Source organism: Kitasatospora sp. NPDC059803, assembly GCF_042732255.1.
Taxonomy (GTDB): Bacteria; Actinomycetota; Actinomycetes; order Streptomycetales; family Streptomycetaceae; genus Kitasatospora.
In genome coordinates this window covers 1-16,278 of record NZ_JBHWIJ010000047.1, presented here as the reverse complement: position 1 = coordinate 16,278, position 16,278 = coordinate 1, and the positions used below count along the sequence as shown (strand labels likewise).

Sequence of the window (16,278 nt, the reverse complement as noted above, 5' to 3'; positions counted from 1 at the left end):
TGGGTTCTAGCTCTAGCGGGCCCCCTCGCACGCCCCGGGGCGGAGGGCCGCCCGGGGGCGGGGGGGGGGGGGTGGGGGGGGGGGCGGAGGGTGGCGGTGGTGGTGCGGGCTAGCCAGACGCCTAGGAGGGCTTGGAGGAGGCTGATCAGGAGGGTGGCGGTGATCATCAGGGAGGCGAGGGGTGGGAGGCCGGCGAGGGCGGCGAGGGTGCGGGCGGTGCCGGCTACGGCTTCGCCGGTGGCGGTGCGCCAGAGGAGGGGGGCGGCCCAGCCGGCGAGGGCGGCTGTGGTGGCGGTGAGGACGGCGGTGCGGGCTCGTTGGCCGCGCAGGGCGGTGGTGGTGCCGAGGGCGAGGCCGCAGAGGAAGGGGAGGTACCAGAGGGACCAGAGGGAGCCGAGGGCTATGACGGTGGTGGCAGTGAGGGTGAGGAGGAGGGGGAGGAGGGGACGGAAGGTGGGGGAGTGGTGTTGGGGGGTCGTCATGGTGGTCAGGCTCCCGGTCGCAGGGTCCACACCTTGGTGGAGGCGGGTTGGTCGGCGGCCATCAGGAGCGGAGGGTTCCGGCCCTCCCACCAGTAGGGGATGAAGTTCCGGTACCAGGGTGAGGCCGGGTTCTCGCTCTGGCCGCCGGGGTAGACGGCCTGCGCGGTGGCGGTGTCCGGGCCCTTCCAGTCGACGACCATGCGCCAGCTCGGGCCGAAGGTGGAGTTCATGCCGCCGTCGGCCGCGTTGACCGTCCAGCGGTCGCCCTCGGCGGGCTTGGGGCCGTAGCCGAGGGCTTCGGCGCCGGTGAGGGAGGGGATCTGCCGGGTGTGGACGCGGTCCCAGGTCCAGGTGTCGGGGTCGTTGCCGAGGTCCTGGGACAGTTCGGAGACGGCCTGGGTGAACGCGGTGCGCATGGCGTCCGTCGCGGTGCGGGTCGGGCCGCCGGGGGAGGTGAAGGCCGGGTTGGTCGGGTCGTGCAGGGTCCAGGCTTCGAGGTTCTCGTCGAGGCTGGGCAGTGCGCTGGAGACCTTGAGGTACAGGCGGTCGCGTTCGACCGGCACCTTGGCGTGGTCCCACCAGGGCTGGAAGGTGGTCTCCAGGTAGTCGTTCCAGAAGGTCCACCAGATCGGCCCGCCGGCGACGCCGGGTTTCATGGTGTGGTCCCAGCGGTTCAGGACGTCGAGGGCGGCCTGTTGGCGGGGGTCGAGCTTCTGGTCGGCCAGGGCGGTCTTCAGATGCGGCAGGATGACGGTGGCGAGGTAGTCCGTGACGTCGTTCTGCAGGGTGGTGAAGTCCGCGCTGGTCATCGCCTGGTGGCTCTCCAGGTACTGGTAGATCCGGTTGGCCCGGTAGCCGTTGTCGAAGGCGTTGAGCGTGGTGCCGATGTAGTACGGGTAGTCGGCGGAGACGGGGCGCTGGTTGGCCGTCGCGACCACGTGGTTCGGCGGGTTGTGGACCTGCGGGGTGGCGTCGAAGGGGATGGCGCCGACCACGTCGTACTCGCCGGTGCCGGGCATCGGGAACCAGGGGTTGCCGCCCTTGGTGAGGGGGAAGTACCCGGCGGCGACCACGCCGATGTTGCCGCCGCCGTCGGCGTAGGCGAAGTTGAGCGTGGGGGCGTGCCAGTCGGCGAGCGCGGTGCGGAACTCCTGGTAGTCGCGGGCCTTGTTGACGGAGAGCAGGACGGCCAGGTCGGGGGAGGGGATGTTGCCCATCCAGCTGACCGAGGTGGTCTGCCCGGCCCTGGTCAGGACCGGCCCGTGCACGGTGAGGTCCACGGCGAGGTGTTCGGTGTCGCCGCCCCGGACCGGGATGGTGTACTCCACCCGCTGCATCGGGTGCCACGCGTTGTTCCAGAAGTACTGGCCGGGGTGGTCGGGGCTGGTCTGCTCGCTGTAGAAGACCGTCGACTGGTTCTGCCCGTCCGTCAGGGACCAGGAGATGTTGGCGTTGCGGCCGATCAGCACGCCGGGCATGCCGGCCATGCTGGCGCCGGTGACGTCGGTCTCCGGCGAGGACAGCGCGATCTGGTACCAGTACGAGGGCAGGGTCATCGGCAGGTGCGGGTCGCCGGCGAGCATCGCGTTGCCGCCCGCCACGGCCGGGCCGTTCGCCGCCCAGGCGTTGCTGTCCGGGAAGGTGTGGACCTGGGTGGCCGGGAGCGCGCGGATGGTGTCCAGCAGGGTGTGGGCCGCGGTCGCCTCCCCGGCGGGGTCGGGCTTCCCGGTGGGGGCGACGGGCGCGGGGCGGGGCTCCGACCGGTTGGCGGCGGCTTGGCCGTCGGGCCCGGCGGTGTTGACGTTCGCGGGCAGCGGCGCGATGCCGAGGTCGCGGTACGGCCCGACGTCGTACGGCCGCTGGTCGTTGGGCGCGTGGACCGGGAACCAGTCCATGGTGCGCTCCTCGCCGAGGGACTCCCGGAAGATCGCGTAGTCCAGCGGGGTGCTGGTGAAGTCCATGCTCTGGGTGAGGAGTTCCTGGATGACCAGGCTGTCGACCGGCGTCCAGTCTGCCGGGTAGACCCCGGTGAGGGAGAAGATCGCCGGCCACTGCCCGTTGTGGCGCAGCTCGGAGATCCAGGCGTTGATTCCCCGGGTGTAGCTGGTGAGGGCGCGGCCGGCCGGGCTGTCGGGTGGGGTGGCGGCCCACGTGGCCTCGGCGGTGCGCAGGAGTCCCATCTGGAGTTCGAAGCGGTCGGACTCGACGCTCCCGGGCCCGTTGAGTTCGGCCAGGCGTCCGCGCCCGGCGCGCCGCTCAAGGTCGAGCTGGGCGAGCCGGAAGCGGGCGTGCAGGTAGCCCTGGGCCTGGAACAGGTCGGTGTCGGAGGCGGCCTTGACGGCGGGGACGCCGTTGTCGTCGAAGGCGATTGTCACCGGCGCGTTCAGGCCCGCCAGGGTGAGGGTCTCGGTGTGCGGGAGTTCGGCGCCGGCGGCGGAGTCCCACGCCCCGGCCCCGGGGACGAGGGCGGTTCCGAGGGCCGGGATGGGCCCGATGCCCAGCGCGAGCAGCGCGAGGACCAGGGCGGAGACTACGGCTGCCACCGCCGCGTGGGTGGCTGTGCGTATGCGCCGCGGCAAGTTGACTCCAGGGGTGCGAGGTTGGGCGGGTGCGGTGGGGCGAGGGGGGGTGATACCGGGGCCGGGGCTCAGGGCGCCGTCAGGACCAGAAGTCGGCCATCGTGCGGTGGATGCCCTCGACGGTGGCCCGGAGCTCGGGGTGTCCGGGGGCCGAGCCGTAGACGGTGCCGATCAGCCACTCGGTGCCGGCCCGCCAGTCGGCCCGCCAGGACGGGTCGATCCGGGCGTCCACCAGGTCCACCCCGGGGAGGTGCTGGAGGCCGTCGAGCACCTCGGCGGGGCCGGGGGCGAGGCCGTCGGCGGGCGGGGAGAGGAAGTACTGGAACGCCACCTTCGGGCAGCCTGCGCCCAGGGCGAGCACCGGCTCGGGCGGGTCGAACGCGCCGAGTGCCAGCCGGAGGGCGAGGACGAGCAGGTCCGTCCCGGCGGAGCGCTTGAGGACGTCCGAGACGTGCCCGCCCAGGCGGCCGTTGACCTCGATCAGCCGCGGCCCGTCGGGGGTGAACTTGATCTCGGTGTGGGTGACGCCCTCGCGGATGCCGAGCGCCCGTAGCGCGCGCTGCTCCAGGGCCACGACCTCGTCGGCCAGGCCGGCGGGGAGCAGGGCCGGGGTGAAGTAGCCGGTCTCCCGGAACGGGGGAGCCAGCGGCAGCTTGCCGGTGACCGCGACGGTGCGGATCTCGCCGTCGCGGATCGCGGACTCGACCGAGACGTAGTCGCCCCAGAACTCCCCCACCACGGTGGGGTCGCTGACCAGGTACTCCTCCAGCACGAACACCGCCGGGCTCGCCGCGCCCTCGGTGAACTCGGCGTACCGGTCGGCCAGTTCGGCGGCGCTGCGGACCAGACAGGTGTCCACGCTGCCGGCCCCCGAGCGGGGCTTGAGGACGGCGGGCAGCCCGGTCGCGGCGAGGGCCGGGCCGAGGTCGGCGGCGGAGTGGACCGTCCGGCAGGCGGTGGCCTGTACGCCCGCCGCCGCCAGGGCCTCGCGCTGGCGGAACTTGTCGACCAGGGCCTCGACGGTGGCCCGGTCGTGGAACGGCAGGCCGCACCGCGCGGCCACGGCGGCCGCCGTCCGGAGCAGGTGGTCACTGAAGGTGATCACTCCGGCGGCGCCGAACTCGGCGGCCCGGTCGCACAGTTGCTCCTCGGTCAGGCCGGCCGTGTCCACCACGGTGGCCGACTTCGGCAGCTGGGCCAGGTCGGCGGCCACCTTCGGGTCGCCGAGGTCGCCGAGGAAGACCGCCGTGCACAGCCGCCGCCCGGCGGTCAGGACCCCGCGCGCGGTGGCCGAGCCCCGGCCGTAGACGACCAGCAGCACCGGGGGAGAAAGGGACGCCGGGGACGAAGGGGGCGCCGGGTTCGAGCCGCCCATGTCAGCGCTCCTGCGGCTGGTTCGGGCTGAACGCCGCGCGCTCGGCGGCGACGGAGCGGTGCTCCCAGGCCTCCCGGTCGCGCAGGTAGAGCGGCCGGTCGGCGACGATGGCCCGGGTCTCGGCCGAGCCCGCCGAGAGCCGCCACCGCACCGAGCCGGTGACGGGCGCCGAGCAGACCTCGATGAACGCCTGGCTGGCCCGGCGCAGTTCGCCGAACCAGCGGCCCTCCAGCGCCTCGCGGACCCACAGCTGCTCCTGGTTCAGCTTCTCCCGCAGCAGCTCGGCGGAGAGGGTGGCCGTCTCCAGGTGGCGGCGCGAGCGCAGCAGCAGCCAGGCGGCGGGCATCTCGCGGATCTCCAGCACCTTCGGGCCGTGGCCCAGGTGTTCGAGCCCGCTGTACCGGCCGAGGCCGTGCGCGCCGACCAGGTGGTTGAGGGTGTCGATCAGCTCGGTCAGCGGCAGCCGGCGGCCGTCCACCGCGACCGGACGGCCGGCCTCGAACGCGACCTCGACGGCCTCCGGGGCCTCGGCGGGGCGCAGCGCGCTCCACTGGTAGAGCCGCTCGGGCACGGCGTGGTCCTCGGGGTCGTCGAGGATCCCGGACTCGAACTCCCGGCACCACAGGTTGGAGTCGCCGCTGACCAGCCGCTCGCTCAGCTGCTCCAGGCCGGCTTCCTTGAGCTCGCGCATCTTCTGGTCCCGGTCCACCGGGTCCAGGTCGTACGGGCTGCCGTAGCGCCCGGCGAAGCCGAGCAGTTCGAGGGCGCCGTTGAGCCGGCGCAGGGTGTTCTGGGAGCGGTTGGCGGTGTGCAGCACGGTGGTGGCGCCGAGTTCGCGGGCGGTGTCGACGGCGACCTTGGCGATCAGCGGGCGGCTGAGCGAGGAGCTGACCGGGTGGGTGTCGAGGTAGACGGCGTGCGCGGCGATGGCCGGGCGGACGTAGTCCTCGGCGAACTCCTGTCGGCCGTCGACCAGGTGCAGCCGGATGCCGAGCCGGTCGGCGATCCGCTGCTTGTGCTCGCTGCTCTCGTCCTCGCCGAGGTCGACGCTGACGGCGTGGACGTTGCGGGCGCCGGCCCGGGCCAGGCGGTGCAGCAGGTAGCTGCTGTCCAGCCCGCCGCTGAACAGGGTGACGACGGGGGCCGACGGATCGCGGGCGATCGCGTCGAGCTCGCCGAAGGAACGGACGACCTGGGGAGTCACCGCGATCCCTCCGTTCCCTGCTCGGCCAGGGCGGCGGTGAAGGCCGTCACCGTGGGCTCGTCGTACATCAGGTGCATCGGGACCTCGACGCCGAGCAGCGTCTCCAGCCTGCGGGTGGCGCGGACCACCTTGAAGGAGTCCCCGCCGATCTCGAAGAAGTCGTCGTCCGGGCCGATGGCGGGCAGTCCGAGGACCTCGCACCAGACCGTGGAGACGGTGGCGGCCACGCCGTCGCCGGGCGGTGCTTGCGGTTCGTCGGTGACGGTGGGCAGGACGGCCCCGGCCCGTTCGGTCAGCAGGGCGCGGTCCAGCTTGCCGTTGGCGGTCAGTGGCATCGAGTCGACGGCGGCCAGCGACGCCGGGACCATGTACGAGGGCAGGGCGCCGCGCAGCGTCTCGCGCACGGCGGCGGTGACGCTCGCGGGCTCGGCGCCGGGTGCGAGCACCAGGAAGCCGACCAGCCGGGCGCCGCTGCCGCGGCCGTGGGCCACCACGGCCGCCTGCCGGACCTCGGGCACCCGCAGGGCGGCGGACTCGATCTCGCCCAGTTCGATCCGGTAGCCGCGGATCTTCACCTGGAGGTCGACCCGGCCCAGGAACTCCAGGCCGCCCACCGGGTGGGTACGGACGAGGTCGCCCGAGCGGTAGAGCGGGCCGGGGCCGTCGCCGAGGTGGTCCGGGACGAAGCGCTCCGCGGTGAGCTCGGGCCGGTTGAGGTAGCCGAGGGCGAGGCCCTCGCCGCCGATGTAGAGCTCGCCGGGCTCGCCGTCCGGCACGGGCTTGCCGTCCTCGTCGAGGATCCACAGGGTGGTGTCCTCGATGGCCGGGCCGATGTAGACGGTGTCCAGGCCGGGGTCGCGCGGGGGCACCCAGGCGGTGCAGTAGATGGTGCACTCGCTCGGCCCGTAGAGGTTGGTGAGCGGCGCGGTGGACTGGGCGTGGAAGCGGCGGACCAGCTCGGGCGCGAGCGGCTCGCCGCCGGTGAGGACGCGCCGCAGGCCGTCGAAGCGCTCCTCGGGCCCGCGGGCCAGCAGGAACAGCTCCAGCAGCGAGACCACGCAGTAGAAGATGGTGATGTCGGCCGCGCGGATGGTCTCGGCGAGGTAGTCGGCGTCGCGCTGGCGGCCGGGGGCGGCGATGACGATGGTGGTGCCGGTGATCAGCGGCCAGTACACCTCGATCAGGAACATGTCGAAGCTGCACGCGGTGTGGTGCAGCATCCGGTCCTCCGGGCCGAGTCCGTGGCTGCGCTGGAGCGCCCGCAGGCGGGTGGTCACCGCGCGGTGCGGGATCAGCGAGGCCTTGGGCCGGCCGGTGGAGCCGGAGGTGTAGATGACGACCGCGGGCTGCTCGGCGAGGTCGGCCGCAGGCTCGAACGGGACGGCCGGGCGGGCCGCCGCGCACTCGTCGACGGTGACGACCTCGGTGCCCGGCAACTCGGGGAAGCGGGAGCGCAGTTCGGGGGTGGTGATCAGCAGCCGGGGCGTGCAGTCGGCCAGCATGTCGAGGGTGCGGGCGACCGGGTCGTTGACGTCGAAGGCGACCTGGGCGGCGCCGGCCAGGATCACCCCGGCCACGGCGACCACGAAGTCGGCCGAGCGCTCCAGGTAGACCGCGACCCGCTCGCCCGGGCGCACCCCCCGCTCGCGCAGCAGCGAGGCGACCCGCACGGTGCGGTCCCTGAGCTCGCCCGCGAGCAGGACCCGGTCGCCGTCGACCACGGCGGGCTGCGCCGGGTCGGCCTCCCAGCGGGAGAGCAGCAGGGTGTCGAGCCGTCGTTCGCCGTCGTCGAGAATCGTGGCCGTAGAGCTAGCCATGGAGGTTGTGTCCAATCGGTGTGGTCGGTGCAGGGGCGTCCCGGCGGCCGGGGCCGGCCGGGACGCCGGTTGGTTCACTGGTCGGCGTCGGAGCCCGAAGCGTCGGCGTCGGCGTCGGCGGCCAGGGCCGGGCCGATGGCCGCGGTGAGGTCGCGGACCGTGGAGGAGTCGAAGAGCAGCTCGATGTCGAGCGAGCAGCCGAGTTCCGCCTCCAGCCGGGAGACCAGTCGCAGGGCGCGCAGCGAGTCGCCGCCCAGCTCGAAGAAGTCGTCGTCCAAACCGACCTCGGGCAGGGCCAGGACCTCGCGGAACAGCCGGGCCACCAGCGCCTCGTGGTCCGCCGTGCCGCTCGGCCCGCCGCTCGGCGCGGCCTCGTCGGCGAACCCGGCCGGGGTGGGCAGGGCGAGCAGGTCGGTCTTGCCGGCCGGGGTGAGCGGCAGTTCGGCGAGGACGGTGACCGCCTCGGGGACCATGTACGAGGGCAGCGAGCGCCGCAGCCCGGCCTGGACCCCGGGGGCGTCGAGCGGGGCGCCCCGGTCGGCGGGCACCACCCAGGCGACCAGGCGGCCCTCCCGGACGGCGACCGCGGCGGCCGCCACCTCGGGCAGGGCCAGCAGGACCTGCTCGATCTCGCCGGGCTCGATCCGGTAGCCGCGCAGCTTGAGCTGGCGGTCCATCCGGCCGAGCAGCTCGATCCGGCCGTCGGGCAGGCGGCGGGCGTGGTCGCCGGTGCGGTACATCCGGCCGCCCGTGAACGGGTCGGTGACGAACCGCTCGGCCGTCAGCTCGGGCCGCTGCCAGTAGCCCTGGGCGACGCCGTCGCCGCCGATGCACAGCTCGCCGACGCAGCCGACCGGCAGCAGTTCGCCGTCCACGGTGTCCAGCACGTGCAGCACGGTGTTGGCGATCGGGCGGCCGACGGTGACCCGGGTGGTGTCGGCGGTGATCCGCTCGACGCTGGAGTAGACGGTGGTCTCGGTCGGCCCGTACATGTTCCACACGGACTCGCCGCGCTCGGCCAGCGGCGCCGCCAGGTCCGCGGGGAAGGCCTCGCCGCAGCTGTAGAGCCGGGGCCGGCCGGCGCCCTGCCAGTCGGAGTCGAGCAGCGCCCGGTAGCGGGACGGGGTGGCCTGGAGCGCGGTGATGCCGTGCTCGACGCTGTAACGGTCGAGTTCGCGGCCGCTCAGCCCGAGCGCCTGGCCGCCCACGTGCACCGTCGCGCCGACGGCGAGCGGCACCAGCAGCTCGGCCAGCGAGGTGTCGAAGCTGAGCGTGGTGAGGGCGAGGAAGCGGGTGTCGCCGTCGAGGCCGGGGTGGCGGCGGGCCAGGCTGTCCACCAGGTTCGCCAGCGCCCGGTGGCCGACGGCGACGCCCTTGGGGCGGCCGGTGGAGCCGGAGGTGAACATCAGGTAGGCGAGGCCGTCCGGGGCGGCGCCCGGCAGCTGGGAGGTCTCCTGGAGCGTCAGGTCGGCGGCGGCCAGGTCCAGGGAGGCCAGGTCGACGGCGGCGCCGTCCCAGCCGGCCAGCGCGGGCGCGCCGGTCGCGTCAGTGAGCACCACGGCCGGGGCCGCGTCCGCCAGGACGAGGCCGATCCGCTCCACCGGGTGGGCCGGGTCGAGCGGGACGAACGCGGCCCCGGCCCGGGCGACGGCCAGCATCGCGGTCACCAGGTCGGCGCTGCGGCCCAGGCAGACGCCCACCCGGTCGCCGGCGCGCACGCCGCGCGCGGCCAGCTGCCGGGCCAGGGCGTCGGCCCGCCGGTCGAGCTCGCGGTAGCTGTACCGGGTCTGCTGGTCGACCACCGCCGGGTGGTCCGGGCGGCTGCGGACCGCGTCGTCGATCAGCCCGGACAGCAGGGCCGACGGCTCGCCGCGGTCGATCTCGCTGCCGTTCCAGGTGTCGAGCTGGCGGGCGCGGGCCGCCTCGGGGACGGCCAGCAGCTCGCGGACCGGGCGGCCGGGCTGCGCGGCGATGCGGGTCAGCACCGCGACGACGTGGTCGAGCAGCGCGGCGGTCTCCTCCGGGGTGATCCGCCCGGCGTCCACCACCGCCTGGAGCTGCATCTCGGCGGCGGCCCGCACGACCAGGGTGACCGGGTAGTTGGTCCGGGTCTCGTAGCGGACGTCGCTGACCGTGACGGCGCCGTGGGAGAGCACCGCCTCGGTGCGGTCCGGGTAGTTCTCGACCACCACGACGGTGTCGAACAGCGGCACGCCGGGCGCGGTCTCGGCCCAGCGCTGGATGTCGGTCAGCGGGGTGTGCTGGTGGTCCAGCAGCGGGTGGCGGGTCGTGGCGTGGCGGGCGAGCCACTCGTCGCCGGGCAGCTCCCGGTCGATCCGCACCCGCACCGGGACGGTGTTGATGAACATCCCGAGCATCTGGTCCGCCCGGTCCAGGTCGACGGGGCGGCCCGAGACGGTCACGCCGACCACCACGTCGTCGCGGCCGGAGCAGCGCGCGACCGTCCCCGCCCAGGCGGCCTCGACCAGGCTGCTGAGCGTGGTGGCCTTGCCGGCGGCCAGCCGCCGCAGCGCGGTGACGGTCTCGGCGGGCAGCTCGGCCCGCACCGTGCGGAAGTCGCCGGACGGCTTGGCGCCCGGGCGTACGCCCGGCAGGCTCAGCGTCGCCGGCTCGCGGTAGCCCGCCAGGTAGCCGGTCCAGAACGCGCGGTCGCGTTCGGCCTCCTGACGGCCCAGCCAGGCGATGTACTCGCGGAAGGCGGGCGGCGCGGGCGCCTCGGCGGCGTCACCGGAGAGTCCGGCGGTGACCTCGGCCAGCAGCAGCGCGGCGGACCAGCCGTCCAGCAGCAGGTGGTGGTACGTCCACACCACCAGGTGCTCGTCGGGCAGGCGCAGCACCAGCAGCCGCATCAGCGGCGGCCGGGCCAGGTCGAAGCGCTCGCGGGCGCGCTGCTCCAGCTCCTCGGCGACGGCGCGCTCCCGGGCCGGCTCGTCCAGCCCGGACAGGTCGCGGAACTCGATCGGCAGGTCCGCCTTGGGCAGCACCACCTGGTGCGGGGTGCGGATCCGCTCGCGGACGAAGGCCGTGCGCAGCACCGGGTGCCGGGCGATCGCGCGCTGCCAGGCGGCGCCCAGCTCGGCCAGGTCCAGTTCGCCGCGCACCCGGAAGGTGGTCAGCTCGACGTACAGGCCGTGCTCGGGGGAGGTGGTGCTGTGGAAGAGCATCCCCTCCTGGGTCGGCGAGAGCGGGTAGATGTCCTCGATGTCGTTCACTTGGTGTCCTCTCCTGACCGGAACAGGGCGAATACCCGGGCCAGGTCGTCTGCGCTGAGGTCCGCGTCCGAGAACGCCTCGCCCGACCCCTTCGCGGGGGCCGGATCGGGCTCGGTGGGAGCGGTGGGCGGGGCGGGGGTGTCGGACGCCGGCTCGGCGGCGGGCGCGCGGTCCGCGCGCAGCCGGGCGGCGAGCTGTCCGACGGTGGGGTGGGCGAAGAGGTCGCCGGGGGAGACGGTCAGGCCCTGCCGCTGGAGTTCGGCGGTGATCTGGACGATCAGCAGGGAGTCGCCGCCGAGTTCGAAGATGCTGTCCTCGGGGCCGATCCGGGGGACGCCGAGCAGCCGGGACCAGACCGCGGAGATCTGCTCCTCCAGCCCCTCGGGGCCGGTCGCCGGGGCGGCCTGCGGCGCGGAGGGTGCGGCCTGCGACGCGGGCGGGACGGGCGCGGCCGGCCCGGTCGCGCGGGGGCTGACCAGCACGTGCGGGAGGTGACGGTTGGCCAGGATCCGGTCGAAGGCCAGCAGGCCCTGCCGGGTCGGGATGCCGCCCTGCGTGTCCGGGCCGGGGGCGTCCAGGCCAGGAGCGCCCGGGCCGGGGGCGGCCGGGGCCGGGCGCAGCACGAAGCCCTCGACGAGCACGGCCGCAGTGCCGTCCGGCCCGGCGACGACCACGTCGACGACCAGCGTGTCGCCCGCCCCGGCGTCACCGGAGCGGCGGTCGACCCGCACCACGGCCTCGGGGCCGAGCGGGCCGAGCACCACCAGGCGGCGGTAGGCGACCGGCAGGTGGCTGCCGGTGCGGGCGGTGACGGCGCCGGTGGCGGTGTCCAGCAGCGCGGGGTGCAGCGGGTGCGCGGCCAGGTCGCCGTGGAACGCCTCGGGCAGGCGCAGCCGCAGCATCGCCTCGCCGCGCCCGTCCTCGCGGACCTCGGTGACGCTCTCCCAGCGCGGCCCGGTGCGCAGGCCGCTGGCGCCGCCGGGCCGCTCCCCGGCGGCGGAGGGCACCGCGACCTGCGGCACCGGGGCGCAGCGGGCCGCGAGGCCGTCGAGGTCCAGGCGCTCGGGGGAGTCGCCCCCGTACGGTGCGATCCGGCCCTGGGCGTGCGGCCTGGACGGCACGGCGCTGGAGCGCACCTCCCACAGGTGCCCGCCGTCGGGCGCCGGACGCAGCCGCAGGGTGACCTCGGGCGGGGCGTCGGCGGGCATCCGCAGCGGGTGGGTGAAGACCGCGTCCAGCTCGACCGGCCCGTCCCCGACCGTCAACCGGTGGCCGGCGACGGCGAGTTCGAGCAGCGCGGTGCCGGGCAGGACGGGGACGTCGCCGATCCGGTGCTCCTCGGCCGGCCAGACGCTCTGCTCGGTGCGGCGCAGCCGCAGCTCCACCGTCCCGTCCGGCTCCGCCCGGCGGGCGTCGAACAGGGCGTGGTCGAGCACCTCGCCGCCGTCGAGCCAGTCGCGCAGGCCGGACCGCAGCGCCATGCCGGTCTGCGACCAGCGGTCCCAGCCGATCGACACGGCGGCCCGGGTGCCGGCGGCGAAGCTGTCCAGGAAGGCGTTGGCGCCGGTGTAGTCGGCCTGGCCGACCGCGCCGGTGAGCGCCAGCACCGAGGAGCAGAGCACCAGCACCGGCCGGTCCACGGCCGTCAGCCGCTCCAGCAGGACGGTGCCGAGCACCTTGGGGGCGAGCACCCGCGCCATCTCCCCGGCGCTGCGCAGCGCGGTGACACCGCCGCCGGGCACCCCGGCGGCGTGGACCACCCCGGCGATCGGGCCGTACGCGGCCCGGACCCGGTCGAGCGCGGCGCCGAGCGCGGCCTCGTCGGTGACGTCCGCCTGGACGAGGCAGAGCCGGGCGCCGTGCGCCGTCAGCCCGGCGAGGGCCTCGGCCAGCTCCGGCGGGCAGCTCGCCGCGGGCGCCGCGCCCTCGGGGCGCAGGCTCCGCCAGCCGGCGCCGTCGGGGACGGCACGGCGGGTGAGCAGGACGAGCGTCCGGTCGGCGTCCTCGGCGAGGTGGCCGGCCACGGCCAGACCGATCCCGCCCAGGCCGCCGGTGACCAGCCACACGCCGGACGGCGTGGCGGGCTGCGGCCCGGCCGGGTCGGTGAGGACGGGCCGCTCCGGGGCCGGCACCAGGTGCGCCCGGCCGCGGACGGCGGTCAGCGGCGCCGCGGCGTGCCCGGCGCGCAGCTGCGCCACCACGGTCTGCGCCGCCAGGGCCAGCTCCTCGGGCTCCCGGGTCGGGCAGTCCAGGTCGAGGGCCTGGACGGTGACGCCGGGCAGCTCCTGCGGCAGCACCCGCACCGCGCCCAGCCCGGCGGCGGCCTGCGGGGTGCGGGCGGGCTGCCCGTGCACCCCGTGGGCGGCGTCGGTGACCAGCAGCATCCGCAGCGGCCGGCCGGGGAACGCCTCGCCCAGGGCCCGGGCCAGCTGGACCGGGACGGTGAGGGCGCGCAGCGCGCCGTCGGCCGCCTCGCCCGGGGTGGCCGAGCGCAGCGGCGGGGTGTCCAGGGCCCAGCAGGAGAGGACGGCGTCCGGCGCGGTGCCGCGCGCGGCCAGGGCGGCGGCCAGCGCGGGGAAGGCGGCGGGGTCGTCGGCGTCGAGCGTGAACGGGGTGTCCTGCGCGGTGACCGCCCCGGCGCGGGCGCGGACCAGGCTGACCTGGGCGCCGGCGGCGGCGAGCTCTCCGGCGACGGCCTCGGCGAGGCCGGACTCGTCGGCGAGCAGGAGCACCGACGACGGGAGCGGCCCGGTGCCGGACGGCGGCAGGGCCTGCGTCCAGGACACGACGTGCAGCCAGTCGTCCACGCCGTCGGAAACCTGCGCGGGTCCGGCGGGGCCCTGGGCGGTGACGGCAGCGGTGGGCTCGGCGGCGGCGGGCTCGAACCAGTGCCGGGTGGGCTCGAACGGGTAGCCCGGCAGCGAGACGTGCCGGCGCCCGGCCCGCTCGCCGAGGGCGGACCAGTCGACCTCGGCGCCCCGCTCCCACAGCCGGGCCAGCGCGGTGAGCCGGGCCGGCGGCTGGTCCGGGGCAGGCGCGGCGCCGCCGAGAGCGGGCAGCGCGGGGCGCCCGGCGCCCAGGGTCCGTACGGCGAAGCCGCTCAGGCCCCGGCCGGGGCCGAGCTCCAGCAGCGGGCCGTCGCCCGGCAGCGCGGCGAGCGCGTCGGCGAAGCGGACGGTGTGCCGCAGCTGGCGCGCCCAGTACTGCGGCGACGCGGCCTCCTCGGCGGTGAGCTCACGCCCGGTCAGGCCGGAAATGAGCGGCACGGCGGGCGCCTGGACGGGCACGGTGGCGACCAGCCGGGCGAACTCCTCCAGCAGCGGTTCGGCGTCCCGGGAGTGGAAGGCGTGCCGCACGGCCAGCTGCCGTACAGCCACGCCGCGCGCGGCCAGCCGCTCGGCGAGCCGGGCCACCGCCTCGGGGGCGCCGGCCACCACGCAGCGGTCGGGCGCGTTGACGGCGGCCAGCTCCGGCCCGGCCGGGTCGTCCAGCAGGGCGCGCAGCTCCGGCTCGGGCAGCGGGACGCTGAGCATCGCGCCGGGCGCCATGGTGCCCATCAGCCGGCCGCGTTCGGCCACCAGCCGGGCGGCGCCGGGCAGGTCGAAGACCCCGGCGGCGCAGGCGGCCGCGAATTCGCCGACGCTGTGCCCGGCGAGTGCGACCGGTCGGATGCCGAGCCCCGTCCACCACGCGGTGAGCGCGTACTCCACCGCGAACAGGGCCGGCTGGGCGGTCTCGGTCCGGTCGAACAGGTCCGGGTGGGCCGGGTCGAGCAGCAGCTCGCGCAGCGGCGCCGTGGTCCACGGCCGCAGGGCGTCCAGGCAGCGGTCGAGCGCGGCGCGGAAGAGCGGCTCGGCGCGGTACGGCTCGGCCGCCATGCCGGGGTGGCCGGCGCCCTGCCCGGGGTAGAGGAAGGCCACCTTCTGGCCGGTCGCGACGGCCTGGACGGCCTGGGCGGCGGGGGACGCCTCGCCCGAACGGCCGGTCAGGACGGCGCGCCGCCACGGGTGCTGGCGCCGCCTGGTCTGGAGGGTGAACGCGGCGTCGCCCGCGCCGGGCGCACCGGGGCCGGCCAGCGCCGCGCCGATCCGCTCGGCGGCCCGGTCGAGCGCCCGCTCGCTGCGGGCGGACAGCGGCCGCAGCTCCCACTGCGCCGGTTCGGCGGCGGGCGCGGCGGGCAGCGGCGGCGCGTCCTGGAGGATCAGGTGGGCGTTGGTGCCGCCGATGCCGAAGGAGCTGACGCCCGCGATCCGGGCGCCGTCGCGGCCGGACCACGGCTCGGCCTCGGTCAGCACCCGGAACAGGCCCGGGGCCAGCTCGGGGCTGGGGCTCTCGAAGTGCACGGTCGGCAGCAGCGTGCGGTGCTGGAGCGCGAGCACCGTCTTGATCAGCCCGGCCATCCCGGCGCAGGTGTCCAGGTGGCCGACGTTCGACTTGACCGCGCCGAGCACCCGGCGGGAGTCCGGGGCGTCCGCGAACACCCGGCCCAGCGCGGCGAGTTCGATCCGGTCGCCGAGTGCGGTGCCGGTGCCGTGCGCCTCGATGCAGGAGACCTCGCCGGGCGTGACCCCGGCCACGGACTGGGCCGCCGAGACGACCCGGACCTGTCCGTCCAGGCTCGGCGCGGTGAAGCCGACCTTGCGGTTCCCGTCGTTGTTGACCGCCGAGCCGAGCAGCACGGCCCGCACGGTGTCGCCGTCGGCGACCGCGTCGGCCAGCCGCTTCAGCACCACCACGCCGACGCCGCTGCCGAAGACCGTGCCGGTCGCGTCGGCGTCGAAGGGGCGGCAGTGCCCGTCGGCGGAGAGGATCCCGCCCTCGGCGTGCAGGTAGCCGAGCCCCTGGCCGATCCCGGCGGAGACGGCGCCGGCCAGCGCCACGTCGCACTCGCCGCTGAGCAGCGCCTCGGCGGCCAGGTGGACCGCGAGCAGGGCGGAGGAGCAGGCGCTCTGCACGCTCAGGCTCGGGCCGGTCAGGCCCAGCCGGTAGGAGGTCTGGGTGGCGAGGTAGTCCTTGTCCCCGGCGGCCAGCCACTGGACGTCGGCCCGGTCGGCCAGGTGGGCCGCGTTGGGCAGCAGGTGGTGCGTCAGGTAGGAGTTGAAGCCGGCCGAGGCGTAGACGCCCACGCCGCCCTCGACGCCGTCGGTCAGCTGCCCGGCGTCCTCCAGCGCGGTGACCGCGCACTGCAGGAACAGCCGGTGCTGGGGGTCCATCAGCTCGGCGTCGCGGGGCGGGATGCCGAAGTACTCGGCGTCGAACTCCGCGAGGCCCTCCAGCACGCCGCCCGCCCCGACGAACCGGGGGTCGGCCAGCCGTTCGGCGGGGACGCCCAGGGCCGCCAGCTCCTCGGGGGTCCGGAAGGTGACGCTCTCGCGGCCCGCGACCAGGTTGGCCCAGAAGGCCCCGGCGTCGGGAGCTCCGGGGAACCGGCAGGCGAGGCCGGTCACGGCGATCGCGTCCGGCAGGTCCGGCGGTGCGGCGGCCGGGCCCCCGGGGGCGTGGGTGGTCATCGGGCTTTCTCCTCATGGGTGGTGATGCGACGCGGCTCGCGGGGGTCCGGCGGCCGACACCCGGCACGGGGTGCGGGG

6 protein-coding genes and 1 pseudogene are annotated in these 16,278 nt (G+C 75.8%); all 7 read right to left on the bottom strand.

Annotation, left to right across the window (positions count from 1 at the left end):
• Positions 1-482, bottom strand: a pseudogene (locus ACFV6I_RS10865) (hypothetical protein); the annotation flags it as partial.
• A gap of 5 nt (positions 483-487) precedes the next feature.
• Positions 488-3,025, bottom strand: a complete 2,538-nt coding sequence (locus ACFV6I_RS10860; protein ID WP_380424480.1) for a penicillin acylase family protein — start codon at positions 3,023-3,025, stop codon at positions 488-490.
• A gap of 115 nt (positions 3,026-3,140) precedes the next feature.
• Positions 3,141-4,436 (bottom strand): acetyl-CoA carboxylase biotin carboxylase subunit family protein, encoded by a 1,296-nt coding sequence (locus tag ACFV6I_RS10855; RefSeq protein WP_380424478.1) that lies wholly within the window; start codon positions 4,434-4,436, stop codon positions 3,141-3,143.
• A 1-nt stretch (position 4,437) separates the two neighbouring features.
• Positions 4,438-5,640, bottom strand: a complete 1,203-nt coding sequence (locus ACFV6I_RS10850) for an argininosuccinate synthase-related protein (RefSeq protein WP_363375589.1) — start codon at positions 5,638-5,640, stop codon at positions 4,438-4,440.
• Positions 5,637-7,457 (bottom strand): non-ribosomal peptide synthetase, encoded by a 1,821-nt coding sequence (locus ACFV6I_RS10845; protein ID WP_380424475.1) that lies wholly within the window; start codon positions 7,455-7,457, stop codon positions 5,637-5,639. The genes ACFV6I_RS10850 and ACFV6I_RS10845 overlap by 4 nt, the downstream gene beginning before the upstream one ends.
• Positions 7,458-7,531: 74 nt before the next feature.
• Entirely contained in the window at positions 7,532-10,690 is a 3,159-nt protein-coding gene (locus ACFV6I_RS10840; protein WP_380424473.1) for an amino acid adenylation domain-containing protein, read from the bottom strand.
• Positions 10,687-16,200 (bottom strand): SDR family NAD(P)-dependent oxidoreductase, encoded by a 5,514-nt coding sequence (locus ACFV6I_RS10835; protein WP_380424471.1) that lies wholly within the window; start codon positions 16,198-16,200, stop codon positions 10,687-10,689. Before ACFV6I_RS10835 ends, ACFV6I_RS10840 begins: the two co-directional genes overlap by 4 nt.
• Positions 16,201-16,278: the final 78 nt, after the last annotated feature.

Excerpts from the sequence above, each read along its gene's own strand:
- ACFV6I_RS10855 (WP_380424478.1), bottom strand. The coding sequence starts at position 4,436 with ATGGGCGGCTCGAACCCGGCGCCCCCTTCGTCCCCGGCGTCCCTTTCT.
- ACFV6I_RS10845 (WP_380424475.1), bottom strand. The coding sequence starts at position 7,457 with ATGGCTAGCTCTACGGCCACGATTCTCGACGACGGCGAACGACGGCTC.
- ACFV6I_RS10835 (WP_380424471.1), bottom strand. The coding sequence starts at position 16,200 with ATGACCACCCACGCCCCCGGGGGCCCGGCCGCCGCACCGCCGGACCTG.